Below are 25,073 nucleotides of genomic sequence, written 5' to 3'. Positions count from 1 at the left end.
TTCTTTACCTTTAGAAATCCCTGCTCTGCTTATCCAAACTTCACAGCAACGCCGACTCTACTTCTGATTGAGACACCATAGGACTTTTAATGATCACATTAATAAGCGCATTACTCCCATCTCTTGATCGTGACAGGCATGATGAACAATGGAAAGACTTGCTTCAGTTGCTACTCGACACTAAAATTCCGTTAGTTTTGTATATGGAACCGGAACTTATGGCGATTTTGGATACTAATTTTGACCCTTCTCGACATGTTATACGTCCAATGAACATAGATGTTTTAACACAAGGCTTATGGCTCTATGATGATTTTTTTGCTCTAGGAAAGAGTTTACATATAAAAACAGAGGAGTTGATGATTACCCTTATTCGCTTACGTTCTTTGGGGTGGCTAAATGATGAATCGATATTTAATCCATTTGGATCTGAGCGGTTTATATGGATTGATCCCACTCTGCTGGATGAAATAAACCCAAGTTACCTTCATAGTCAGAGAGGCTTAAGCCTGATGGGGCCTTTGCTCGAAAAGATGCTAATTCTGCAACAACCTAATCTTGATATAAACGAAAGCATTTCTAGCAAGCTTTTTGGTGCGGACGCTTCAGTGCTTTCGGCAATAAATAATGCTTACTGGAATGCCTATGCACTTTCCATTAAACAAGGTTTAATGCCAACCTTTTCATCTCTTATTGCGACGCTTTGTCAGAGTATGCCGGAATATTTTACTCGATACATCCTGCAATCAAATGGTTTGGAGGGGGCGTTCTTTGAGGCCGTTCGTAAAGGAGTCGTTCCTGTCGAAACAACTTATATTAAAACATATGAATGATATAACATTAGTGACAGGATTGTTTGATATTGGACGTGGTCAAAAAATTGATCAGTTGGCTGATTATCAGCAAAGACCTTTTGAAGAATATCTTATCAGCTTTGAGCGTATATTAGCCCTGGATGCTCAAATGTGCGTTTATATAGAACCCCGGTATGAAGATTTCGTATGGCGACACAGGGATCCAAAACAAACCCGTGTAATTATTCGCGATTTAGACTATTTTCGTACCCAATTCCCTTTTTATGCTGACATTCAGCGTATCAGACTTGATCCTAAGTGGAGAGAAAGAGCCGGTTGGCTTGCAGAAAGTCCGCAAGCAAACTTAGAGCTTTATAATCCAGTAGTGATGAGCAAGATGGGAATGCTAAATGATCAGCAACTTCTTAATCCTTTTGGCTCAGATCGTTATCTCTGGATTGATGCCGGTTTGGAACGCACTTGTGGTGGATATCTCGATGCTCCACATTGGATTAGTCGAATTACATCACTGCTTGAGAGATTTCTTTTTGTGTGTTTTCCATACATTGGCTCAACTGAAATACATGGTTTCGAGCGCGATGCAATGGCCAAATTAGCCAATACCGACTATATTAGAAGAGTGGCTCGTGGTGGGGTCTTTGGTGGTTCTCGTAAATATATTGCACAAGCTAATGCGCTTTACTATCGCCTTCTTGAACAGAGCTTTGCTCAAGATGAAATGGGGACGGAAGAAAGTATTTTTTCAATTATGAGTTATCTTAAGCCTGAGCACTATGATCGCTTTGAAATTGCCGACAACGGCTTGATCGGACCTTTGTTTGAGGCTTTAGATAGCGGTAATGTACCCTTGATTCGAACAGAAAACCTGGTACCTGGCATTGCTAAAGTTCCTGTAAATTCGCCAGCAAAAGACTCACAACACAATTTTACACAGCAACGAGACTGCAAGGATTTATCAACAGCTTGTTACATACTTACTTTTAATCAGCCTCGACAGCTACAAATGCTCATTGATAGTTGGCAGCAACAATCAGATTTTTTCCGTAAAAGCAAAGTTTACATAATTGACAACAGCACCCGTGAAGATGCATTGCAAGAAAATGGCAAGATCTGTCAAGCAAATGATTTTATTCAATTACTCCCTGCGAAAGGTAATATTGGCATCTGTGGTGGGCGTCAGTTAGCCGCTGAATTATTTGAAGCCAGCATGCATGATTACATGTTTTTTTTAGAAGACGACATGATGTTGGGAAGTCCAAACTTACCGGTTTGCCGCGCGGGTTTTAGTACTTGGGTGGATGGGCTATATGATAAGTTGCTTAAAATAATGCAGAAAGAAAATTTTGATTTTATAAAACTCAGTTTTTCCGAGTTTTACGGGATCAACTCTGACCAATGGGCTTGGTATAATGTGCCGGATCATGTTCGGAAAAATATTTGGCCACAACAGTCAAAGTTACCCGAGCTAGGATTAGCTGAAGATATCCCCCCCGTTATTTTCAATAAAATAGCGACCCTGGACGGACTCGCTTATGGTTCAGGAGAAGTATACTACTCTAATTGGCCCCAAATTGTCGGACGCAAGGGTAACCATAAAATGTTTATCGAAACGAAATGGGCTTTCCCGTATGAACAAACGTGGATGTCGCATATGTTCCAGGAAACGCATGCGGGGCGCTTAAGACCAGCGGTGCTACTGGCTTCACCAATTGATCATCAACGTGAATTCCACTATGAATCGGGCGAGCGCGTGGAGTCATGAGCAATCTACAATCAGCAAGGGAAAATACAGCAGATATGAATTATTTGTCAGGAGTTAAATTATGCAGTTAAACTTAATTCCCATGCGTGATTACGGTTGCTTTGAAGAGAATATCGATGGTGAAATTGTGTTGTATTCTGCTACCAATTCACAAGCTATTTATTTAAATGAATCTGCTTCTTTAATTTGGCAATTAATAGACCAAAAAAATACCGTTGGCGATATCATTTCATTATTATCTGCGGCTTATCCAGAGGTAATCGATTTAAAGTACGATGTACTTAGTACACTAGAGGTATTGTTTCAACATGGCGTCATTCGTCTTATATGAGTAAGGAAAGGGGATGCCGATCTATTGAGATTGGTGGGCATGCTTTGGCCTTGGAATGGGCTGATAAAAAATCAGCTTTTTTAGTAGCTTTACTTTGCCAGGGGTTGCCTTATTCAAATGTGTTAATCCCTGCTTCGGTATTTCGTCTACACACTAATACCAATGGTCTGGAATTTACAATTTTTAATGATAATACCTACCTTTATAGAGGAAATAATCAGTCTCTTGGGTTGAGCATCCTCATTGAGGCCATGATAAAACGATGGTCAAAATTGTGCACACAAGGGCTGTTAATACGTGGAGCACTTGTATCTATTAATGGCAAAGGAGCAATTATCATTGGTCGATCCGGTTCCGGTAAAACATCTTTGGCGGCTTCGCTACTATTGTCGGGCTGGTCATATCATGGTGATCAATTAGTTTTCATAACGGCTGATGGCCAAAGTTGTCAGGCTTTTGCTATCCCTTTTTGGTTTAGAGATGGCTGGGAATTACCATTTTGCGAACAAGAATTATCAGAAAATGTCTTTTTTAAAGACTCAGAGAAAACCTTACTTTCGCCAGCTGATCTTATGCCAGATTGGCGCTTAACGAATAATCCTGTTGTTCCAAAATTATTATTTGTTACAAACTTTGAGACAGCAGCGAGCCTGTCACTTAAGCCAATCCGGGCAGGATTAGCAGCATTTCATTTAGTAGAAGCCTTATTGAATAATAACAACCTCAGACAAGGCGGTTTGGATCAAGTGGGTAAAATAATTCGGGGGCTTAATTCTTACGAGTTAGTGTATGGTGGTTTTGAGCAGCTTGGGTCTTTTAATCAGTTATTTTCGAAATTAAATGCAGTGGAATAACATGACCCCTTGCTCATTTTTGTACCAATAGCTGGATATAGAGATCCTGAACTTCCGTTTCAGTAGTAATGAAGGGTGTGGAGACTATTATTGCGTGTTGCCTAAAGGCTGGAATACAAACCCAGGTTTGTACTCCAAATTATCAAGGTGCCGGGTATTGTCACTGCCATTAAGTTAAGTATGTGAAGGCTATAAATTGGGGGCTTATTTATTGTGATTTGCCTAACACAGCCGGGTAGGTTTTACGGAGAATTGCCCTAAATATCACCATCATTCTTTTAGGGATTTAATGGCATTGTCCTTGATCAGGTCAGTATCAACATAGCTGCTGGCAATAGCCACATAAAAACCGATAATCTTCACATGATACGCCGATACCACGATGTGATACGTGCGTACCGTCACGTGGTACGCCGGTTTCTTAAGACAAAAAGCATTTATCTCGTGGGTTTTACTCTGACACTTTACCCAAAATGATTTTTTTCTAAAAAAAATAGTGTTTTTTAGTGGCAATTAGCGCATTATTTATCCGCTGATAATTTTACTAGATACTTATTCTTCATTATAAAATACCTACCATGCCCAACGCGACGACAATTCCTCGCAGCGACGCCGGTAAACGTGCGCTACTGCAACATTTAAGCAATCATTTGACTAATTACGTCACCATTTTGGAAATAACGCCTGCCGATTTGACGCAGGTAAAGACCGGTTTTGATTGGTTCGATTATAGCCTTAAGCTCGAAGATGCCGCGCAAAACTATACCGATGCCATTTTTGCTTTTAAACGTGTGCTTCGTGACGGCCCCAAAAGCGCTGGTGTTGATAACGCCACCGGCTTCGGTGCCTTACGCCGATATCTTTGGTTTTCTGGGCGCTTTAATTGTCCGTATTAAAAGGCATAAAAATTACACCGAAGCCATTGGTAAAGCGTTACATATTATTGCACCGCAAAGTCCGGGTCAGGATACGGCAACTTTGCAACCCATCTTGACCTACGATTTTAGAGGCAACCATCCGGTCTTATATTGGAAACACAACGATACTAAAGCGTTAGAGTTGGAAGCCGATCATGGTACCGATACTTTTAGTTTACTGACCATTAAAATATCACCCAGTTTTGAAGATAAGCCCCCCTGCCTTTGCCAGGAATAGTCGCACTGTGGAGATACCGAGGAAATCAACCATTAATTTGAAGATCGAGTTAAAAGATATTTATTGGTAAAATTTCCTTATGGCCACCTTCCCTTCTTAAAAGTGCAAGGGAATAATTGCTCTTGTATCTACTTGCTGTTTTTTTAAAACAGGACAAAGCAGGTTATTTTTTCCAAAAGTCTCTTTATCTATATTCATAGCAAGAAAAAATAGGTAACATTAAATTTTTTGACAAAAGATTCTATTATCTAATAATATAAATTATTGATGTGTTATTTATAAATAGTTACCTCTAGAAAACCAGGAATTATATTAAACATATAATTTTCAAGTTTTTAACTCTTGATTTCGGGGAGTTTATTGACAGCAAGCATTAGCCGTAGGCTGGAATAAGGCTACCCAAGCCTGTCCAGAGTTTGTCGAAGGGCGTAGCGCATGGTAGCGTTTCCGGCGGGCGCTTATAACTAGCCGGAAACTTTTTTCTTACCCTTAAAACAGTAACAACAGAGAGTTAAACTGAGGAATAGTTGCCAATATGAATCAGGATTTAAGTTAATTAAAAATACCCTTTCCTGTTCTGCTTATAATGCATTACCATTCCCTGCCCTATCGTTGCTATTTGTCACTTGGCATAAAAACATTAAGCAAAAAGCAAACTATATTATTACGTTGTTGGTTTATATAGCATTAGTACTTAGCATCTATTATCAGATGATAAAAAATTTATTTTTACTGTTATTACTACCGCCTACAGGAACTGCAAAAAATGCGCACAAAACAACGACCAATTTATCAAGGAGTTAAGTAATGGTTGATCGATTAAGATTTTTTCTAAATCGTATCAAGGAGCGACTATGGATCAAGCCACTGGCAATGTGCCTGTTATCTACCGCTTCGGTATTTCTTGCGAAAATGGTGGATGTTACCGAAATTGGCCAGATAGTTCCGCTGATTACCTTATCTTCAATAGAAACCCTGCTTAATATTATTGCGTCAAGCATGTTGGTAATAGCGACTTTTGCGGTTGGATCGATGGTCTCCGCTTATGCTTCCGCAAGTAGTACCGCTACGCCACGTGCACTTTCGCTTGTTATCGCTGACGATGTTTCCCAGAATGCGCTTTCGACCTTTATTGGCTCGTTTATCTTTAGTATTGTCGCGCTGATTGCCTTACAAAACAGCTATTACGATAAAGCCGGTCGTTTCGTATTATTTGTTTTAACATTATCAATGTTTGCGATAGTGATTATTACCTTTGTCAGCTGGGTAGATCGTATTGCCCGCCTCGGGCGCGTTAACGGCACTATCGATAAAGTCGAGATGGCTACTGCAGCAGCACTGCAACGTCGACGCTTAACCCCTACCCTTCATGGCGTTCCTCCCGGAACACATGTGCCGGGAGGACGTGCTGTTTACGGGTCATTAATTGGCTATGTCCAACGTGTCGATATCAATGCATTACAAAAATATGCCGATAAAACGGCTATACGAATTACGGTGGCTGGCTTGCCCGGTACTTTTGCTGCGCCCGGACGTGTACTTGCTTATGTAACAGCAGATCTGGGTGATTTTACTGATATTGATATCTGTCAGATAGAAAAGGCCTTTTTAATTGGTGGTGAAAGAAAATTTTATGAAGATCCCCGCTTTGGTCTTATCACCCTTTCTGAAATAGGCAGTCGGGCATTATCACCGGCTGTTAATGATCCCGGTACTGCCATTGATATTATTGGCACACTGGTACGTCTTTTTGCACTATGGTGTGCGCCAATTAAAGACAATGAAAATATTCGAATAGCTGAATGTGATCGTGTGGAAGTACCGGAAATATGTTTACGGGATATGTTTGATGATGCTTTTACCGGCATAGCTCGTGACGGAGCCGCTGCCGTTGAAGTGATGGCACGACTCCAAAAGGCTTTTGAGTCCCTGGCAACAATCGAACATCCTGTTATGAGAGATGTTGCCATATGCCACTCACGTTTGGCACTTGCCAGAGCAGAAAGTGTGTTAAAAATCCATGAAGATATAGAGGTTGTAAGGCGATTGGCAAAGTTTGGCAATAGTGTTTAGCGATATAAGAAATGGGTTAAAACCATTATTCACCACTAAGTACACGAAGAAACCAATCGCATTTATTCACGGAAACTGCTCTTGGCGCCTATTAGAAAGCCTACTGTTGTTGCTCTCGACGCTTTTCAAGATGCGATTCTACCTTCCGCCATCCAAGGCCACATACCTACTCCATAATTGACATGGATGTCGTAAACGCAGAGTTTACAGGAGCAGCAGTTGTGTCGGGTTACGGCTAACACCTAACTCGGCCTACAAAGGTTCTATTATCAAATAATATAGAATTTTTTCCATGCTGGGAATAATACTTTTTTAATTACTTTAGGGCTTAAAAAGTACCATTTTGCCAAACGCCTGCAAAGTATTGCAGTATAAATACCAAAGTGCCAAGGCCACCAAATGATTGTAATAAGGGCCATTCATACCAAGGCCTGAAGGCTCCGTCACGCAATGCCCTGATACGTTCAATCTCTACTTCTATACGCTTGATAATAATCTCGTTGGGACTCTCCAGATTACGTTGCTCTCTGATTTTTGCAGACAACTGATCAAGCGATTTTATACGTGCTAACTTTGCACCTTTCTGTAAAAAAAGCTCTGCCGATATGGCATAAAACAACATGGCAATAAGTACTATTGCCAATCCTGACGGAATATCCCAATCATCCAGGGCCGGACTACGTGCCAATATCAACAAACCAATACACACCATAGGCCCCCAGATCAGTGGCTGGATAGTTGTAGTCAATATGGCCACTAGTTGGATATCCAGCCAGTCTCTGACACATTCCGGCGCAATATTATTATCACCAATTGCCCAATCCTTGGCATTCTCGTTCCAATCGCTTGGTTTTGCTGATAAATGTGTAATCAATTGCTCGCAAAGACGGGCATGTTCAACTACCCACATAGTCAGAAACAAGGTTAAAAATACAGTTACAAAAATCATGAGTTTATTAACATACATGGCAAAATCACCTCGCATCGGCTCACTTGGAGCGCCACTCTGATTTACGAGCAGGAAAGCAACGGCAAAGAAGGCAAACCCATGAATTAACACCCGCAACCAGACACTTGAAATGCTAAATCTTTTTTGCTGACAGTAACCCAGATATTTTTTCCATAATACATCAGGAAAAACCATGGCTTTGTTATTAACTTCCGATCTCCAGCTCCCAACAAAAAGCACTTCCCAATTCCCCAAGCATGCCGGTTTGTCAGGTAAAGCAAAAGTCCGTCGTGTGTCTCCACCCTCAATCTGTAAATCATTTTGCATTTTTTTAATTCGCAAAGCTCCCCAGCGATAAAACCCTATGGCAAAAAGACAAGCCAATAGCCTCAGTAACTGACTGGGCCAGGCACTGGTGCTTTCCAGGCTGTAAAATGGTTCTGCATCCTGCTGAATGATGTAATCATTCCACCAAAATGGTATTAACCAATAAACTAAAAAAAGCATCAGGATAGCACTGGTAGTCGTGGAGTAAGGATGTAACTGACTATATTTAAAAATTTTTGCTACCGTCTCCCTAACTCGCCAACTAATCAAAACCAGCAATATAGCAATCATTACCGTCACGTAAAAACCCGACAAATTAAAGTTTATAAGGGATGCTGCAATAAGCTTTGGTTGTACACTATTGTTGCATGCTGGCCAATTATTCCAGGCACATTTAACTCCACGGTCGTCAAAGCTGTCTGCTGATAAAACGGGGGTGTCATTAGCTGTGGGCAAAGGTAACGAATGGCTACGTCCAATCTCGAACAAACGCGCAGGAGGTTGTATTGTTATCGGGTTAGCGCTATCGTTTGTGTTCTTGAGTACCAGCTGTGTCGCAAGAAAAAATGCCGTCTGGTAACTGTCACGAAAAGACGGAATGTTGCCCTGTAATTCAGAGCGCAACTTTAAATCAAATCCCGAAGCAACCAGTAAATTATGGGTTTGCGGCCATTTGGCTGGATGGCTATATGCTGCATCAAGATCGGTTGTAAAAAATAATTTGTGGGGGAAATACTGACGCAAGGCTTCCAGTATCATGAGTTTGTCATGGACATCAGAGCCTAATACACCAATTGCTGCGATACCTTTTTTGTTAGCATCAGTCTTTATCAAATACTGATCCAGATCACGGAGGTTATCCGCCAGTCTGCGTAAATAGTCCTTCTGATTTTGCCCTTCCGGTAGTTCAATCTGTGCATTGATCGCAGACTTGTCTTTATTATCAGCTTTTTTATCAGCCGAACTATCGGTTTTATCATCTTTATCGGGCAATTTACCATCAAGCCCACGCATGTAACCATAAGCTTGCACGGGTTGCTCATCCTTTTCTGAACTCTTCCATGCATTTTTAAAAGTATCCGGCATGGAACGGCCATAAAAGGTATCCCATTCAGACAGAACAATAACATGATCTTTTTTCTCGACTCTACGGATACCAAGTTCAGCGACCAACACGGCCATCATGTCATGCTCGGTAGCCGTTGTGCGATAAAGCGTTAAGTCTCGACTCTTTAAACAATCCGAGACAGATTTGCATAACGATTCCGGGATAATACCAACTGCCTTTAATAAGCGATAGTCCGAAGCAGTCGCTCCTGCTGAATAATAAACCAGCTTATGCCAGTCGGAAGTTTTGGCATCAGGCTTATTTACACATTCGGCAACTGAAGTGCTATTACTGTCGAGCATAACTTCTTTCAACAAATCGCGTAATAAGGTGGAGGTGTTAGGTCCAATAACCGCATAATTAAATACGCTGTCTTTTTGCTTAATCTTCTGACTTGCCTGACTTAGTAGTTTCTTTAGCTTGCTATTGGGACATCCCAGCAAACTTGATTCATCAACCCAAATTAGCAGTACTTGTTTTTTGTCATCCGGTTGCGACCACCATTCAAAAGCAACTTTTTTCTGTAAGCCGTTATCCGGATCGGGATGAAAATAGCCGATATGCTGCTCATCCTGCGGTGCCACACCCTGATTGGCCAAAGCAGAAAGTACAGCGTAACGCCGTCGCATGCGTTGTTCTGCAGCTTCCTGATAGGAATCACCTGGCAGAGTAACCGCGAGAATGGTGATCTCTTCTCCGGCAACAAATTTTTTACCTTTATAAATTTGATCCAGTGAATGAGATGAAAGTCTGGTAACTTGTTTAATGGCATCTTGTCGCAACGTTTTATCATTAGGATTCGCCACGATGACTATTTTTTCTGCCTTCATTTCTTCGCTTGCACTATCTATCGCCGCAAAAGGATCTTGCCACAAACGTGCATCCACATCTTGTGCCGCAATGTAATTGGTTTGCAGAGAATGGCTTGAGGGTCGCTCATCTTGATAAGGCAAGGAATCTGTAAAAATTAATCCGGCCAATATGGCCAGCACTACTGTCACCGGAATAGTCGTGGTCAGACCACCATTTTCGGGTTTTTTTTCTTCCGTCATGATTGATCTCCTAACCTGATTGATTGCTTTGACATTTTCAGATAAACAATTTCTATATAAACAGATACCATCCATTGCAGGAAGGGTATCTGTCTAAACTGTAAACGAAATAACGTGGAAGTTTAATGTTTGAAAACCTTTGGAAATGTTTCTTGCCTTTAACATTTGCCATTGTTCAATTCAGGACGGAGTCGCAGCAGGCAATCTTTAAAGAAAAAACCGTTTGACTCTAACATACACTACACAGCGACTTTTTCAAACAACACCAGATAATAATATCGCAAGCATTTAAATATAAATTTACGTGTTGTCTGTAAATATGAAATTAATCCCGTTTTGGCAGCATTCTTGTTAGCGTGCTGTCCTTTAACACGTAGTGATGAAACAAGGCGGCTGAGGCATGCAAGCCTATAAGAAAATAACCGACGGTGCCACTGGTGGTATGAATATCTTTGATTAACTCCGCCAAATCTTTACTCTCGCCGATAAGTGCAGGCAATTGCAAACCAAAAAAGGGAATCGGCTTACCTTCAGCACTGAGAAGCAACCAGCCTGCCAACGGCATGCCAATCATGAAGATATAGAGTGTTATCTGCATAAATTTGGATAAAAACTTGCTCCACCATGGCATGGCTAATTCAATAAGATCAACGGGGTTGGTAAGGCGTGCAGTCAAGCGCAGTGAGGCTAAAACAAAAACCGATAAGCCCAGCATAAAATGCCAGGTTTTTAATCCTGTACGAAGGTCACTGCCTTTAGGAAAAAATACCCGTAATTCAATACATGCATAGACGGCGATAAGCAATAGCAACATTATCCAATGCAGCCCAATGGATAAAGATCCATAACGGTCGGTGGTTTTACGTACAGTCATCATCCAACTCCTACAAAATAAAACGCTAGAGTAACGTATTACCTTACAAAAAACCTGTTAATTTATAATTATTTGATTTAAAAGGCGCACATAAACACGCCCAACATCAAATAAAATCCGCTAGAAACAGCTAAATAATGAGGAAAAATCCCTTTGGGATGAAGCCAAAGATTGGGAAGGGGTCTGCATCCCCTCTCCAATCCGCTCCCGATAAAGCAACCTCGCTTCGCTTGTTGCAGGCCGCTCCATTCAGCCTAAAGGCCGAGGTTTAAACCAGCATGGAAGATAAATTAACGGTTTTTCTGCGGCACTTTACGTAGTTTACTGGTTTCATAACCTAAACTTTGGGCTTTTTTTGTTAATTCCTGATATTCACTGTCACTAATCACCGGTTTGCGCGCCATGATCCAGACATAGTCCCTGGCATTTCTGGCAATAATGGTACTGGTGTAATCCTTGTCAAGGTAGGCAATGATAAATTCGGATTTGATCGGCCAGATAAATTGCATACCCCAAACGGCGTTGTTGGTATTATCAACAACAAAACCCTGTGGGTTATAGCGCTTTTCAGGGCCGTCAAAGCTACCGTTTTTAAAAGTGAAAATGGTATTGATGGTGCCATCTTTTTTAAGTTGATAAGATTCAACAGCGTTAAAAGCTTCGGTTTCAATCATCGTCGGAATACACGCGATGACATACCAGTCCCCCATAAATTGGTTTAGATTGACCTCGGATACCGGTTTCACCGGCGACATGTTTTGACTGGCACAACCACTAAAAATTATGGCACATAAGCCGGCAAATAATCTGATTAACTTGTTTTTCATCGAATGCGTTTCCCTGTTTTTGTGTAGCCTGCCCGATAGTAACATTATTTATTCGGCAATAGCCATCAGCTTTATTACGGAAAATTTTTTATCCGCTACTAATGCACTACAAACACCGCCCCCCAACTCAATATCCACTACATGCCAAGCCGAAGCCTTGCCACATAAGTCAGGGACTCTTAAAAACCCGTCAGGCTTTTCAGGATTAATAACACAGTTATGTAATCCTGAAATAATGCCCTGCCCTGTGGCTTTTACAAAGGCTTCTTTACGAGTCCAAAAACGGTAAAACGCGTTATTTTTTTCAGCTTCCGGCAGTAACTTCCAATAAGCAATTTCTTCTTTAGCAAAACATTTATTAACCAAGCCGGATACATTAAGTCTTGGTTTACAAATCTCAATATCAATGCCTAAATGACAGTTCCAGCCTAACGCGATCACTACTTTATCTGCAGTGTGCGAAATATTGAACGCCAGTTCAGGATAATCGGCTAGATAAGGTTTACCATACTCGGTTTTTTTTATACTTATCTTTTCCGGTGCCTGATTTAACATTTGGCCCAACAACTGTCTTAATCGTCCATGAATCACTACATAGCGTCGTTGTAGCAATACCTGTTTAAATTTTTGGGCTTGATTTTGTTCGGCGTCATCAAGCATTCGCCAGTAAGTTAGATAATTCGCATCTTCAGCAGTTACCGTGCCATGCCAAACTTCTACTTCATTAATGCCCAACGACTGCCCTACCCTCACCGCGTTTATCACTGGCAGCAGATAGTGATTTGGTTGCTTTATTCAATTGCACAGCCTGCATGTCTCCGTAAGGATAACGAGCAACTTTCAGCTGATGACCTTTCGCAGTTAAACCGGTAATCTCTGCTTCAGATAATGCGCCCTTTTCATATTCAATAACGTCCGGCATAAATTGATGATGGAAACGTGGCACTTGTACCCACGAATCAGGCCCGTTGCCTTTGGCAAAATCCAGCGCCGCCAGCAATACCATTGAAATAATGCGACTGCCGCCCGGTGTCCCCAGCACAGCAACTTGAGTGTTGGTTTCAAGAAATATCGGTGTCATACTGGACAACATGCGTTTACCTGGTGCAATGGCATTGGCATCCCCCCCTACCAAACCATAACCATTCATGACACCGGGAAGGCTTGAAAAATCATCCATTTCATCATTCAGAACTACACCAGTTCCTGCGGCGACAAAACCTGAACCAAAAGGATAATTAATACTGAGCGTTGCGGCAACCCGGTTGCCTTCGTCATCAATAATGGAAAAATGGGTGGTATTGGTACCTTCCGGTTGCGGCTTAATCTCGCCTGACAGCATTTCACTGGGCAAAGCTTTGTCTGTCCGAAGACTGCTACGCAAACCGGCTGCATAATCATCACTCAACAAGCGTTTAACGGGAATATCAATAAAATCAGCATCACCCAAATACAAGGTACGGTCATGGTAAGCTCGCCTCATAGACTCTATTATCAGATGCTTGATATTTATTTCATCTATTGTTTGTAAATCATAAGCCGATAAAATATTTAAGGCTTCAATCAATACAATACCACCCGAGGATGAAGGTGCCGCGCTGGTAATTTTTACCCCTTTATACTTGCCTCTTATCGGTTCGCGCTCGACAACTTGATAAGACGCAAGGTCTTCTTTTGTCCAGATACCGCCGGCTTTTTTGACACTGTTTACCAGTTTATCGGCTATACAGCCACTATAAAATCCATCCCGACCCGATTGGGCCAGTTGCGTTAAGGTGTTTGCCAAATCCGCTTGTCTGAGTATTGAATGAGGCTCGGGCAACTTGCCATTATCCAGAAATATTTCCGCTGTTTGGGGGTATTGCTTGAGTAACTCCGCCCTAAATTTCAACATCTTCAAATAGCGATCACCAATAGCATAACCTGTCTTTGCATAGCGGATTGCCGGCGCCAAACTGGTCGCCAGCGGCAACTTACCGTATTTTTCAGATAAATGTACCAAGCCCGCAGGCATACCCGGAATAGCCGCCGCCAAAGCACCATCGAGGGATAACTTTGGAATGACTTTACCGTCTTTATCCAGATACATAGACTTATCAGCTGCCAAGGGCGCTTTTTCACGGCCATCAATCAGGGTTTCAAAACCGTCTTTTTCTCTGTGCAGTAACCAGTAACCCCCACCACCCAAACCGGAACCGGTAGGCTCAACCACGGCTAATGCGGCGCTAACCGCCACCGCCGCATCAAAGACATTGCCGCCTTTATCCAGAATCTCAAAGCCCGCCGCCGTTGCCAAAGGATGTGCGCTGGCAATAGCTACTTTTTGCCCGTCGGCATAAACCGGTGCGCCCCAAAAAACAGCGACTAAAATGATGGCTGGATAAATTTTCTTTAACATTTTTTACCTGATTGATATTAAGCGAATACATAAGAGTATATTTCCTATACTACTACAAATACTCTGTAGTGTTCTAAATGCCAAGTATACAAGCACCAATAACTGTTCATACAGTGGTAACTAATACTACAGAAACAAAAACGGCGACCCAAGGCCGCCGTTTTTTTAAATAAGAAAACCAACTATCAACTTAAAAGAAACAGATAATATCTTTTACAGTGATACTATCTATAAAACGTCCTTTAAATGGGCAGTCAGATATTCTATTTATCAACCTTTATTACTTAAGCATGTTGTGCTTTTTTCTTGCCACTATAAGCCAATCCCATCAAACCTGTTATAAACAACCAGACACCGGCAGGTAAAGGTACCGCAGCAACAGTTGCAACAGCAATATTACCGGCATAAGAGCCACCAATATTACTTGTTCCACTAATCAATAACTTATGGGGTAAAGAACTACTAGATATTTCTCCACCCGCCAAAAATTCAGTTACAGTATTAAATGTATATGGACCTGCTGACAAATTGCCAGGAGTACTTGAAAAAGTTAAAGCATTTCCATCAAGAACAGCAGAAAAACTTGTTATTAATGGTATAACAGTAACAGGTCCAAAATTGATTGAAAGACTGCTAATAAATGCAGCAATACCGACAGTACCTGTAGTAGTGAAACTATAGGTATCAGTAAAACTACCGGATAGAGTTCCAGAACTGAATGATACAGAGGAGTCTGCCGCAATAGGTCCCAAATTTATAGTAGAAGCTTCACCTAAAATAGGTGCAACCAGTAAAGAAACCAAAGCCAAAGATTTTAAAATTCTCATAAAATAAATACCAAATATTGAAAGTGAGTAACAACAATAAAAAGTATAGTAGAGGAATTATTAAATATGCATTATGTGTAAAATTTTTAACGTAAGCCTTTGGATTAAGCCATAGCCGTAGGCCTACACAAAAAACTCTTCAACCTGCTTTATAAAAATATCCGGCTGTTGGACATGCAACCAATGTCCGGCATTGCCAATGACAGTCAGTGTCGCATTTGGAAATAATGTGTTTATATCGCTTGCTTTGACAAAGTCGGACTGAGCACCTGCCAAAAATAAGGTTTTTCCAGTATAGGGGGCTATTTTCTCACCATCAGGAAAGGCGATGATATTAGGTGCCATAAACAAAAAAATATCCAGATCAACACGCCAGTCATAGGCGCCATCTTTCAGGATAAGATTTTGCAACAAAAACTGGCGATAACTCAGTTCAGGTATGTCCGTAGCCAAAAATAACTCGGCCTGTTTACGATTGCTGATTTTGGATAGCGGCAGTGCCTTTAATGCTTTAATCAAATGATTAAAACAATGCGTATAACTGATGGGGGCAATATCAACGACGATTAATTGATCAATGCGCTCTGGATGGTTTAGTGCGAACCACATCGCTACCTTACCACCCATGCTGTGCCCCAGCACACTGGCGGTTGTTAAGTGGTGGGTATCCATAAATTGCAACAGATCCGCTGCCATGGTCGGATAATCCATGACCGGATGATGTGGTGATGTGCCGTGATTACGTAAATCCAATACATAAACATGAAAATTAGCCGCCAGCTTTTCCGCTACTTGACGCCAATTACGCGAGGATGCGAAAAAACCATGTAGAATAATAAGCGGTGCATCAGCGGGGTTACCCAGTTCTTCAAAGACTAAAGCAACTGTTTCCATTAGACAATAAGAGCGAACAATACGCCCATCAAGCCGCCAAAAAAACCGCCCCAAACGACCAGCCAGCCTAAATGTTCATGAATGATAGCCTGCACCATTTCTTTAACCAGTTGCGGGGTTAATTCATTCAGACGTGTGTCTATGACCGTTTCAATTTTATCGATAATATCGACGCCAATTTTATGGGCATCCAACCCCTCCTTGAGCGCCGCTTTAAAGCGATCGGATTCAATCATGTCAATCAGGGTGATTTTCATTTTCTCGGTAAAAGGTTCTTTTAATGGCACCAAAGCATCCGGGCCACCCATCATTAACAACATACCGCCAAAAGAAGATTCCATAATTGATGAAACCAGGCTTTCATAGATTCGGTCGTAGTCGACTGCATTTAAAAAAGGCTCAAGATTTAACATCTTACTCCCTTGTCCCTCTTCTGTTTGAATAAACTGCTCAATATTTTTGACGGTAAAAAACTGCTGCATCATCAATTGCTTGATGGAGAGCTTAAATTCTTCAAAGCGATCAGGTATCACTCCGGAACCGTATAAATATGGCACCTTCTCAAACAGCATGTAAATAGCCAGCCAATTGGTGACAGCTCCAGACAGCGCAAAAAAACCGATGGAGGTGATTAAACCCGGCAATACCGGACTGATGGCGCCCAAAATAATAATGGCAACAGCGACAAGATTGGTAATAATGCTTTTATTCAGAGGTTTTTTCATCGTTTTTTAATAAAGAGATCAGTAATAGTGCCATCAATCATTTCAGCTGACAATCCTAAGGTCTCCGCCAAAGTAGGATGCGCATGAACAGTTAAGGCTAGGTCTTCAACAGTGGCACCCATTTCCAGTGCCAGCACAGCTTCGGCAATTAATTCACCGGCATTAGTGCCAACAATACCGGCACCCAAGATTCGTCCGGTTTTTTTGTCAGAAAGTAATTTAGTCAGGCCTTCTTTACGCCCTATACAAAGTGATCTTCCACTGGCTGCCCACGGAAAAGTACCTTTTTCATAATCTATGCCTTGTGCTTTGGCATCATTTTCAGTTAATCCCATCCAGGCTATTTCAGGGTCCGTATAAGCGACCGAAGGAATCGTCAACGCCCGCCACTCAGAGGCCAATCCTGAAATAACTTCGGCAGCAATTTTACCTTCATGCGTCGCCTTATGAGCCAGCATGGGATTACCAACCACGTCGCCAATAGCAAAAATATGCTTTATATTGGTACGCTGTTGTTTATCCACAGGAATAAATCCACGCTCATCGATAGTAACCCCGGCTTTATCCGCGCCACACAAATTACCATTGGGTCTACGGCCGACAGCAACCAAAACTTTATTAAAGACATCGGATTCAGGTGCAGCTTTGCCTTGATAAGTCACTTTTAAACCATCAACTACGGACACAATACTGCTAACGGTAGTATCCAAAAAGACATTGTCATAGTCTTTTTTAATTTTCGTCATTAACGGCCTGACCAAATCTTTATCACAACCGGGAATAATTTGTTCCTGCATCTCAATAATGGTGATTTTACTGCCCAACGAGTTATAAATGGTTGCCATTTCCAGACCAATAATACCGCCACCAACAATCAACAGTTTTTCAGGAATGTCTTCCAGATTAAGCGCATCGGTTGAATCGATTAAGCGTCGATCATCATTAGGAAACGAAGGTATTTTAACCGGCTGAGAACCGACGGCAATTATGGCTTGTTCAAATTCAATTAATTGTGCATCAACCTGTACTTGTGTGTCAGAAACAAAGCGCCCGGTACCAGTGATCACTTTTATATTTCGCTGTTTTGCCAATGCAGCCAAACCGGCATTAAGCTGGGTACTGATTTTGTTTTTCCAGTCGAGCAATTGCCCCAGATTAATTTCCGGTTGCACAAAGTTAATGCCTGCAGGACTTAAATCTTTCGCTTCATTAAGTACATTAGCTACATGTAACAGGGCTTTTGAAGGGATACAACCGACATTTAAACAAACACCGCCTAATACCGGATAACGCTCAACCAGTATGACCTGTTTACCTAAATCAGCCGCGCGAAATGCTGCCGTATAGCCGCCAGGGCCACCGCCCAGTACCAGAACTTGTGTTTTCAATTGCATACCTTTAGTGTTGGATTTAGCCCAATAGTTAACATCACAGGGACTTTGAATAGTGTTTTTAAATTCTACCGGTTTACCTAAAGGAACTCTCAGTAAATCCGGAATAAGTTTTATAGTAGTTATGGCTTAGTTTAACACCTGTTTCAAACATATTGCCCGGCACACCAAGCAGATGACCAAGCCCACTGAAAATTATAGCCACCGAGCCAACCTGTCACATCAACGACTTCGCCAATAAAATAAAGTCCGGGTACTTGTTTGCTGGCCATGGTTTTAGATGAAAGCGCATCACAATCCACACCACCAACAGTGACTTCTGCAGTACGGTAACCTTCAGTGCCATTAGGTTTAATCATCCAGTTATGCAACTGATCGGCAACCTGCTGAATCTGACGATCGGATAAATCAGGCAAAGAAATATTTAATAATTCATCAGGTAACAAACAGCTAATCAGTCGCTTGGGTAAATAACTATCCAAAATGGTTTTTAACGTGTTCTTTAATTTTTGCTGACGTTTTACTTTAAGCTCTGTTTCCAGATTAACTTGAGGCAACAAGTTAATCAACACAGACTCTCCTGCCAACCAATAGGAAGAAATCTGCAACACAGCGGGTCCACTTAAGCCACGATGGGTAAACAGTACATTTTCAATAAAGCTCTGCCGTTGATTACTGATACGGCAAGGTACGGCTATGCCCGATAAAGGCGAAAACTGTTCTTTATCTTCCGGTTGCAGGGTTAATGGCACCAAACCTGCTCGCGTGGGAACAATGTTAATGCCAAATTGCTGTGCTATTTTGTAACCAAAAGGCGTTGCACCCATTTTTGGAATGGAAAGCCCGCCGGTAGCAACCACCAAAGATTGACTGCTAAACATCCCATTGCCGGTTTTAAGATGAAACCGGTTGTTGAGCTGTTCGATACGCTCTATAGGGGTGTTAAGTTGCACAACTACGCCAACATCAGCACATTCTTTTAACAACATGATTAGAATATCTTTGGCGCTGTCTTTGCAAAATAATTGACCATGATCTCTTTCGTGATAAGGAATTTTATAGCGTGCGATTAATGCCAAAAAATCCCACTGCGTATAGCGACTGAGTGCAGATTTACAAAAATGCGAATTATTTGAAATGAAATTATCCGGATCAATAGAATAATTAGTGAAATTACAGCGGCCACCACCGGACATCAGGATTTTTTTCCCGGCTTTATTGGCATGATCCAAAACCAGTACTTGTCGTCCCCGCTTGCCTGCCTCAATAGCACACATCAGACCCGATGCGCCTGCCCCGATAATAATAACATCGGTTTCAGTCATGAACTACACCTACACAAAACTTCTAACTATACGCTATTCGTGTTGTTCTTTATAAAACTAAATGTGGCCATTGTTAGAATAGACATCTTTCCTAAATAATTGACATAGAATTTGGCTTTGATAGGGTTAAAATAGCGATCTACCTCTGAAAACACGGATAGCCATGACTCCTTATGCCCAATTGCCAAGACACAAGCCTGAAGAATTTTTAAGGACTGTCGGCCTGTCACCAGAAGATTTTCTGCATCTTCACGGTAAGCTGGTGACTTACCTGGACGAACAAAAAGTCCTTAATCCACTGACTAGACGGGGACGAAAAGACTCCAAGATGGCTTTGGAAGACCGCTTGTTACTGACACTCTATTATCTTCGTCACTATCCGACGTTGATAAATCTGGCTGCGGTCTTCGACATCAGCGAATCGTATTGCCATAAAATCTATACTCGCACTGTAAGACTATTGATCAAAATCGAAAAACTGCCCAACCGCAAAGCACTGTTGGAAGATCCCGCAGCTACCGTGGTCATTGATGTTTCGGAGCAGCCTATCGAGCGCCCTGTTAAAAACCAGAAAGCGTACTTTTCAGGAAAAAAAACGCCACACGATCAAAGTCCAACTCGTGATCTGCCTATTGACGATGACTATACTCTCCGTAGTGATAGGTAAAGGTCAACAGCATGATTTTTCGATCTTCAAAGATAGCCGTCTATTGTTACATCCTGATGCCCTGTTGTTGGCGGATTCCGGATACCAAGGGATAAAGAAACACCATCAGAACTCGACTCTACCGGTTAAAAAGAAAAAAGGCCAACCGCTTTCGGCAGAAGACAAAGCCGATAATAAGGCACTATCAAAACAGCGTATTTTTATTGAGCATGTTAATCGCCGATGCAAAATTTTCAGGATTGCCAAAGATGTTTATCGGGGCAAACACAAGCATTACTCCTTGACATGGAATTTAGTGGCTGCTCTTGTTAACTTACGCTATGGCTGTATTTAGGAAAGATGTCTAATGACTAAAATTTAACCAAAGACCAGCAATAAGGCGTAGTCTTAAGGCTGATTAAGCTATTTTTATCCATTATCACACAGCTTAAGCCAAGCGGTCTTTGGAACAAAAAAACCGATAAATCTAGGCTCACAGTTGTTTTTTTGTATAATCAGACTTTTTACCGATTGTAATTTATTAATGCAGACTCCTTTTAAGACGATAGGCATCATAGGAAAACCCAGTGACCCTGGTATTGCTGATACGTTAACCGGGCTTTACGATTATTTAATTGAACATCAATACACGGTGTGTGTTGCTGAAAATAGTGTACAGTTTATTAAAAACAACACTATTAAAGCGTATTCCATGGAAGCACTGGGGCAACATTGCGATGTTGTTATTGCCGTGGGTGGCGATGGGACTTTTCTGGCCGCCGCTCGTGCCATTGTTAAATATGATGTCCCATTGATTGGCATTAATCTGGGGAGACTGGGTTTTTTGGTCGATATATCGCCCCGTGAAGCACCGGCTAAATTGCTCTACATACTTCAAGGCCATTATACGGAAGAAAAACGTTATTTATTACGGGCAAAAATCATCCGCGACAACAAGGTTATTCATGAAGAAACTGCCGTTAATGAAGTGGCAATCCATCGTTGGGTAACTCCGAGTATGATTGAAATTGTCACTAAAATTGATAATGTATTTTTAAACTCACAACGTTCGGACGGTTTGGTGATTTCCACACCCACCGGATCAACGGCTTATTCTTTATCGGCGGGAGGCCCCATTCTGTATCCTTCATTAAACGCTTTGGTATTGGTGCCGCTTAATCCGCATACCTTATCAAACCGGCCAATAGTTATTCATGATTCGGCTGAAATTGAAATAAGCTTTTGCCAAACCAAGCAAATCAACGCCCTGGTGACCTGTGACCACATTGAAATACCGGATGTATTAATCAGTGACAAAATTTTGATTAAAAAAGACCCAAAACCCATTAGAATCTTACATCCTGAAGGTCATGATTTCTTTCAAATCCTCAGGAACAAATTAAACTGGAGCAGCGGCTACCACAGCTAACCCCCATGCTAATAAATCTAAATATCATTGACCTTGCCGTAGTCAAATCACTCGACCTTGATCTGGAAAAAGGCATGTCGGTTCTTACCGGCGAAACCGGAGCGGGAAAATCTATTTTGTTAACTGCTTTGGGCCTTGCGCTCGGCGACAGAGCAGATTCCGGTTACGTGCGTCCGGAATGTAAACGCGCCGAAGTTAATCTTGAGTTTGATTTAAGCGATGCGCCTGGTGTCCAACAATGGCTGAAAGAAAATGAACTGGATGATGAACAGCACTGTTTAATTCGGCGTATTGTTAATCAGGACGGCCGCTCAAAAGCCTATATAAACAACCGTCCCGTTACTTTGCAGTTCTTGCAGGAACTAAGTGAACAATTGGTTGAAATTCATGGCCAACACGCACATCTGACGTTGCTTAATAGTGATGAGCAGCGCCGTTTACTGGATGCCTATGCAAAAAATCAAAACCTTCTTGATCAAGTCAATATCTGCTATAAGCAATGGTTGCTCGCCCATAAAGAGTTGGCGAGCCTTATTAAAGCCAGCGTAGACCAAACTGAACGCGAAGAATTGTTGCGTTACCAGATTGAAGAATTACAACAGTTGGATATCGCAAACTTTAGTTATTCTTCCGTTTCAGAAGAACACGGCAAACTGGCAAATTTGGGACAAATATTATCTACAGGACAAGCCCAGGTTGACCTGCTTTATGAGAGTGACCAACAATCAGTTAATCAAATGCTTAGCCATAGTGTCAGCGAATTGACTCATATTGCCCAATTTGCGCCGGAGTTAACTGAAATATGCACGCTATTATCAGAAGCTCAAATTCAGACAGAAGAAGCCGCCACTCAGTTACGGCGCTTTTTGGAATCTCAGGAAGCCGATCCCCAGCGCATGGAAGCACTTGAAAACCGGATTGGTGTCATTCAGAATCTCAGCAGAAAACATCATGTTACCCCAGATGAACTACCAGAACTGGTCGATAAGCTGGAAACTGAACTGGACGAACTAACCCATAGCGGTGAACGTATCGAAACGTTAACCGCCGAAACAGCCCAGTTACTTGCCCAATATCACCAACTAGCGACAAAATTATCCGGGCAACGCAATCGATCCGGACAAAAATTACAAAAACAAATTTCAGACATGATCAAAGAATTGGGGATGCCGCAAGGTGAATTTTTAGTTGATATTACCGATTTGGATACCGATATCCCAAAACTAAACGGTAAAGATAAAATCGAATATTTAATCAGTGCCAATCCGGGACTGCCAGCAAAACCATTGGCTAAAGTCGCTTCAGGAGGAGAATTATCGCGAATTAGTTTAGCCATACAAGTAACGACCTCTAATGATAAAACTACACCCACACTCATTTTTGATGAAGTGGATTCAGGTATCGGAGGCGGCGTTGCTGAAATTGTCGGGCAAAAATTACGTAGTTTGAGCCATAGTCGACAAGTCATGTGCGTCACGCATTTACCGCAAGTTGCCGCACAGGCACATCACCATCTCTACGTTGAAAAAAATAATAAAACCGATATCACTTCTTCCAGTGTCAGATTGTTGGAAGGTGAAGAACGCATTGAAGAAATTGCCAGAATGTTAGGCGGCGTTACTATCACAGCCAATACCTTGGCACATGCCAAAGAAATGTTATTTCAATCTACTTCCGGCAAATAGCTGGAAGGTACTACATCAGGAAACTAAAACCAATGAATCGATTTCCAGCCGAATGGGAAAAACAATCCGCCGTCTTAATCTCTTGGCCACATAATACGGGCGACTTTAGTAATCGACTTGAGTCTGTAGAGCAATCGTACAGTATCATTGCTGATACGATTACCGAATATCAACCCCTAATAATTGTCTGCAGGGATGACAGCCATCAGCAACATATTCAAACGTTAGTCAGTAACCATAAAGCTATTGACTTCATTCATGCCACAGTTAATGACATCTGGGTTAGAGATACTGTTTTTTTAAGCGTAGAAAAAGAGGGTGCCATTACCCATCTCAATTTTCTTTTTAATGGTTGGGGCGAAAAATATCAGCATCAAAACGACAATGCCCTCAATCACAAACTGTTAAATGAAAAACCCTTTAAAGGTAAAGCTTACAAGGATGTTGATTTTATACTAGAAGGCGGCAGTGTTGAAAGTGACGGCATTGACACTATTTTAACGACGAAACAATGTCTGCTAAACCCCAATAGAAATAAAGGCTTAACGCAACAGGAAATAGAACAGCAATTGTTGGAAAATTTGGGCGCCAAACGGGTGTTATGGCTGGATCAGGAAAACTTGTCCGGTGATGATACCGATGCCCATATTGATACCCTGGCGCGTTTTTGCTCAGTAAATACTATTGCTTATACCAGCTGTAAAGATCCTGATGACCAACACTATACCAGCCTGAAATACATGAAAATGCAATTACAGGACTTTAGAAATCAGGCAGGCGATCCCTACCATTTAGTCTCGTTACCGCTGCCAAAACCGATTTATGATGAAGAAGGGCAACAATTGCCGGCCAATTATGCCAATTTTTTAATCATCAATCATGCTGTCTTGGTGCCTGTTTATGGTGATCCCATGGATGACATAGCTTTAACGCGGCTGGCTGAGTGCTTTCCGGAGCATAAAATTATCCCGATACCTTGCCGACCACTGGTGCATCAATATGGCAGTTTGCATTGTATGACCATGCAATTTCCTGAAGGTGTGCTGGTTCCTGCGGTATAAATAACCAATAACTGCGCCGGACGGGTTGCATCAACCTGTCCGGTGTGTTTATAATCCGGCTTATTAGCTCGATATATACCAATAGTCCAGATAAAATTAATCATCAAAAAACCCATAGATAAGAGGCTTTAACAATGCTAAAAAAAGCTTTTATGACTGCGATATTTATTGTCGTTACTATCTCTGTCGGCACGGCGGGGACTATCAATAACGGCACTTGGTCGCCCAGTGCTTGTGGAGCTGAACCCGAAGTTCCGGTTATTAAACAGGATAATGTTGAGACTTATAACCAAAGTATCAACTTGATTAATGAATGGCAACAAAAAGCCAATGCTTATAATAGCTGCATCATTAATGAAGCCAATGCCGACAATGCCATCATCGCCAAGACAGCGACTGAACAACAAAATAAATTTCGGGTAGCCGTAGAAAAAATCAAGAGTGCCACAGATACCGCCAAAGCCAAACTGGATAAACAATAAAGCCCAATTATTGTCGACAACAGTTGATGACTTCCATGTCTTGCGTTACGGCGATTACCTAACCCAACTTACTAGGTTCTGTT

The 25,073-nt window shown here is 41.7% G+C and carries 24 protein-coding genes; 13 read left to right on the top strand and 11 right to left on the bottom strand.

Going from position 1 to position 25,073, the window contains the following annotated elements:
• The first annotated feature begins 89 nt into the window (after positions 1-89).
• The 4 genes from KKZ03_RS14695 (at position 90) to KKZ03_RS14680 (ending at position 3,762) form a co-directional block, all read left to right on the top strand.
• Positions 90-833: a hypothetical protein gene (locus tag KKZ03_RS14695; protein WP_243217563.1), complete on the top strand. Its 744-nt coding sequence runs from the start codon at positions 90-92 to the stop codon at positions 831-833.
• Entirely contained in the window at positions 826-2,577 is a 1,752-nt protein-coding gene (locus KKZ03_RS14690; RefSeq protein ID WP_243217562.1) for a WlaTC/HtrL family glycosyltransferase, read from the top strand. The genes KKZ03_RS14695 and KKZ03_RS14690 overlap by 8 nt, the downstream gene beginning before the upstream one ends.
• 61 nt (positions 2,578-2,638) lie before the next feature.
• Positions 2,639-2,908 (top strand): PqqD family peptide modification chaperone, encoded by a 270-nt coding sequence (locus tag KKZ03_RS14685; protein WP_243217561.1) that lies wholly within the window; start codon positions 2,639-2,641, stop codon positions 2,906-2,908.
• Positions 2,905-3,762: a hypothetical protein gene (locus KKZ03_RS14680; protein WP_243217560.1), complete on the top strand. Its 858-nt coding sequence runs from the start codon at positions 2,905-2,907 to the stop codon at positions 3,760-3,762. The genes KKZ03_RS14685 and KKZ03_RS14680 overlap by 4 nt, the downstream gene beginning before the upstream one ends.
• Before the next feature lie 270 nt (positions 3,763-4,032).
• On the opposite strand, the gene KKZ03_RS21830 is transcribed toward KKZ03_RS14680, so the two are convergent.
• Complete coding sequence (locus KKZ03_RS21830) at positions 4,033-4,167, bottom strand: hypothetical protein (RefSeq protein ID WP_256451975.1); 135 nt, start codon at positions 4,165-4,167, stop codon at positions 4,033-4,035.
• A 173-nt stretch (positions 4,168-4,340) separates the two neighbouring features.
• Between KKZ03_RS21830 and KKZ03_RS14675 the strand changes: the two genes are divergently transcribed.
• From KKZ03_RS14675 to KKZ03_RS14665, 3 genes are all read left to right on the top strand, one after another.
• Positions 4,341-4,658, top strand: coding sequence for a hypothetical protein (locus KKZ03_RS14675; RefSeq protein WP_243217559.1), 318 nt, complete (start codon positions 4,341-4,343; stop codon positions 4,656-4,658).
• Positions 4,582-4,917 carry a hypothetical protein gene (locus KKZ03_RS14670; RefSeq protein ID WP_243217558.1) on the top strand — a complete coding sequence of 112 codons (336 nt, stop codon included), beginning with the start codon at positions 4,582-4,584 and terminating at the stop codon, positions 4,915-4,917. Before KKZ03_RS14675 ends, KKZ03_RS14670 begins: the two co-directional genes overlap by 77 nt.
• A gap of 807 nt (positions 4,918-5,724) precedes the next feature.
• Positions 5,725-6,990, top strand: a complete 1,266-nt coding sequence (locus KKZ03_RS14665) for a DUF2254 domain-containing protein (RefSeq protein WP_243217557.1) — start codon at positions 5,725-5,727, stop codon at positions 6,988-6,990.
• Positions 6,991-7,318: 328 nt separating this feature from the next.
• Here KKZ03_RS14665 and KKZ03_RS14660 read toward each other — a convergent pair whose 3' ends face one another.
• The 10 genes from KKZ03_RS14660 to KKZ03_RS14615 all read right to left on the bottom strand — a co-directional run bounded on the left by KKZ03_RS14660 (position 7,319) and on the right by KKZ03_RS14615 (position 19,687).
• Positions 7,319-10,426 (bottom strand): hypothetical protein, encoded by a 3,108-nt coding sequence (locus KKZ03_RS14660; RefSeq protein ID WP_243217556.1) that lies wholly within the window; start codon positions 10,424-10,426, stop codon positions 7,319-7,321.
• Positions 10,427-10,751: 325 nt separating this feature from the next.
• Positions 10,752-11,303: a cytochrome b gene (locus KKZ03_RS14655; protein WP_243217555.1), complete on the bottom strand. Its 552-nt coding sequence runs from the start codon at positions 11,301-11,303 to the stop codon at positions 10,752-10,754.
• A gap of 287 nt (positions 11,304-11,590) precedes the next feature.
• The gene (locus KKZ03_RS14650; RefSeq protein ID WP_243217554.1) at positions 11,591-12,127 is read right to left on the bottom strand and encodes a lipocalin family protein; all 537 of its coding nucleotides are present in this window, start codon (positions 12,125-12,127) and stop codon (positions 11,591-11,593) included.
• A 48-nt stretch (positions 12,128-12,175) separates the two neighbouring features.
• A complete protein-coding gene (locus KKZ03_RS14645) occupies positions 12,176-12,862 on the bottom strand; it encodes a 4'-phosphopantetheinyl transferase superfamily protein (RefSeq protein WP_243217553.1) in 687 nt (228 codons plus the stop codon).
• Entirely contained in the window at positions 12,852-14,525 is a 1,674-nt protein-coding gene (ggt, locus tag KKZ03_RS14640; protein WP_243217552.1) for a gamma-glutamyltransferase, read from the bottom strand. Before ggt ends, KKZ03_RS14645 begins: the two co-directional genes overlap by 11 nt.
• Positions 14,526-14,809: 284 nt before the next feature.
• Positions 14,810-15,352 carry a hypothetical protein gene (locus tag KKZ03_RS14635; protein WP_243217551.1) on the bottom strand — a complete coding sequence of 181 codons (543 nt, stop codon included), beginning with the start codon at positions 15,350-15,352 and terminating at the stop codon, positions 14,810-14,812.
• A 123-nt stretch (positions 15,353-15,475) separates the two neighbouring features.
• Entirely contained in the window at positions 15,476-16,246 is a 771-nt protein-coding gene (locus KKZ03_RS14630) for an alpha/beta fold hydrolase (protein ID WP_243217550.1), read from the bottom strand.
• On the bottom strand, positions 16,246-16,971 hold the full coding sequence (locus KKZ03_RS14625) for a DUF445 domain-containing protein (RefSeq protein ID WP_243217549.1): 726 nt from the start codon (positions 16,969-16,971) through the stop codon (positions 16,246-16,248). Before KKZ03_RS14625 ends, KKZ03_RS14630 begins: the two co-directional genes overlap by 1 nt.
• Positions 16,968-18,365: a dihydrolipoyl dehydrogenase gene (lpdA, locus tag KKZ03_RS14620; RefSeq protein ID WP_243217548.1), complete on the bottom strand. Its 1,398-nt coding sequence runs from the start codon at positions 18,363-18,365 to the stop codon at positions 16,968-16,970. Before lpdA ends, KKZ03_RS14625 begins: the two co-directional genes overlap by 4 nt.
• A gap of 143 nt (positions 18,366-18,508) precedes the next feature.
• Positions 18,509-19,687 carry an NAD(P)/FAD-dependent oxidoreductase gene (locus KKZ03_RS14615; RefSeq protein ID WP_243217547.1) on the bottom strand — a complete coding sequence of 393 codons (1,179 nt, stop codon included), beginning with the start codon at positions 19,685-19,687 and terminating at the stop codon, positions 18,509-18,511.
• 163 nt (positions 19,688-19,850) lie between these two features.
• Here KKZ03_RS14615 and KKZ03_RS14610 point away from each other — a divergent pair, with 163 nt between their 5' ends.
• From KKZ03_RS14610 to KKZ03_RS14585, 6 genes are all read left to right on the top strand, one after another.
• Positions 19,851-20,354, top strand: a complete 504-nt coding sequence (locus KKZ03_RS14610) for a transposase family protein (RefSeq protein WP_243217091.1) — start codon at positions 19,851-19,853, stop codon at positions 20,352-20,354.
• Positions 20,308-20,688, top strand: a complete 381-nt coding sequence (locus tag KKZ03_RS14605; RefSeq protein ID WP_243217090.1) for a transposase family protein — start codon at positions 20,308-20,310, stop codon at positions 20,686-20,688. The genes KKZ03_RS14610 and KKZ03_RS14605 overlap by 47 nt, the downstream gene beginning before the upstream one ends.
• A gap of 189 nt (positions 20,689-20,877) precedes the next feature.
• A complete protein-coding gene (locus tag KKZ03_RS14600) occupies positions 20,878-21,762 on the top strand; it encodes an NAD(+) kinase (protein WP_243217546.1) in 885 nt (294 codons plus the stop codon).
• Between the two features lie 5 nt (positions 21,763-21,767).
• Positions 21,768-23,447, top strand: a complete 1,680-nt coding sequence (recN, locus tag KKZ03_RS14595; RefSeq protein ID WP_243217545.1) for a DNA repair protein RecN — start codon at positions 21,768-21,770, stop codon at positions 23,445-23,447.
• Between the two features lie 32 nt (positions 23,448-23,479).
• Entirely contained in the window at positions 23,480-24,508 is a 1,029-nt protein-coding gene (locus KKZ03_RS14590; RefSeq protein ID WP_243217544.1) for an agmatine deiminase family protein, read from the top strand.
• Positions 24,509-24,660: 152 nt separating this feature from the next.
• Positions 24,661-24,990, top strand: coding sequence for a hypothetical protein (locus KKZ03_RS14585; RefSeq protein ID WP_243217543.1), 330 nt, complete (start codon positions 24,661-24,663; stop codon positions 24,988-24,990).
• Positions 24,991-25,073 lie beyond the last annotated feature (83 nt).

This window comes from Methylobacter sp. S3L5C (assembly GCF_022788635.1).
Lineage (GTDB): Bacteria > Pseudomonadota > Gammaproteobacteria > Methylococcales > Methylomonadaceae > Methylobacter_C.
The sequence above is the reverse complement of the archived record's forward strand: the minus strand, read 5'-3'. Positions and strand labels throughout refer to the sequence as shown.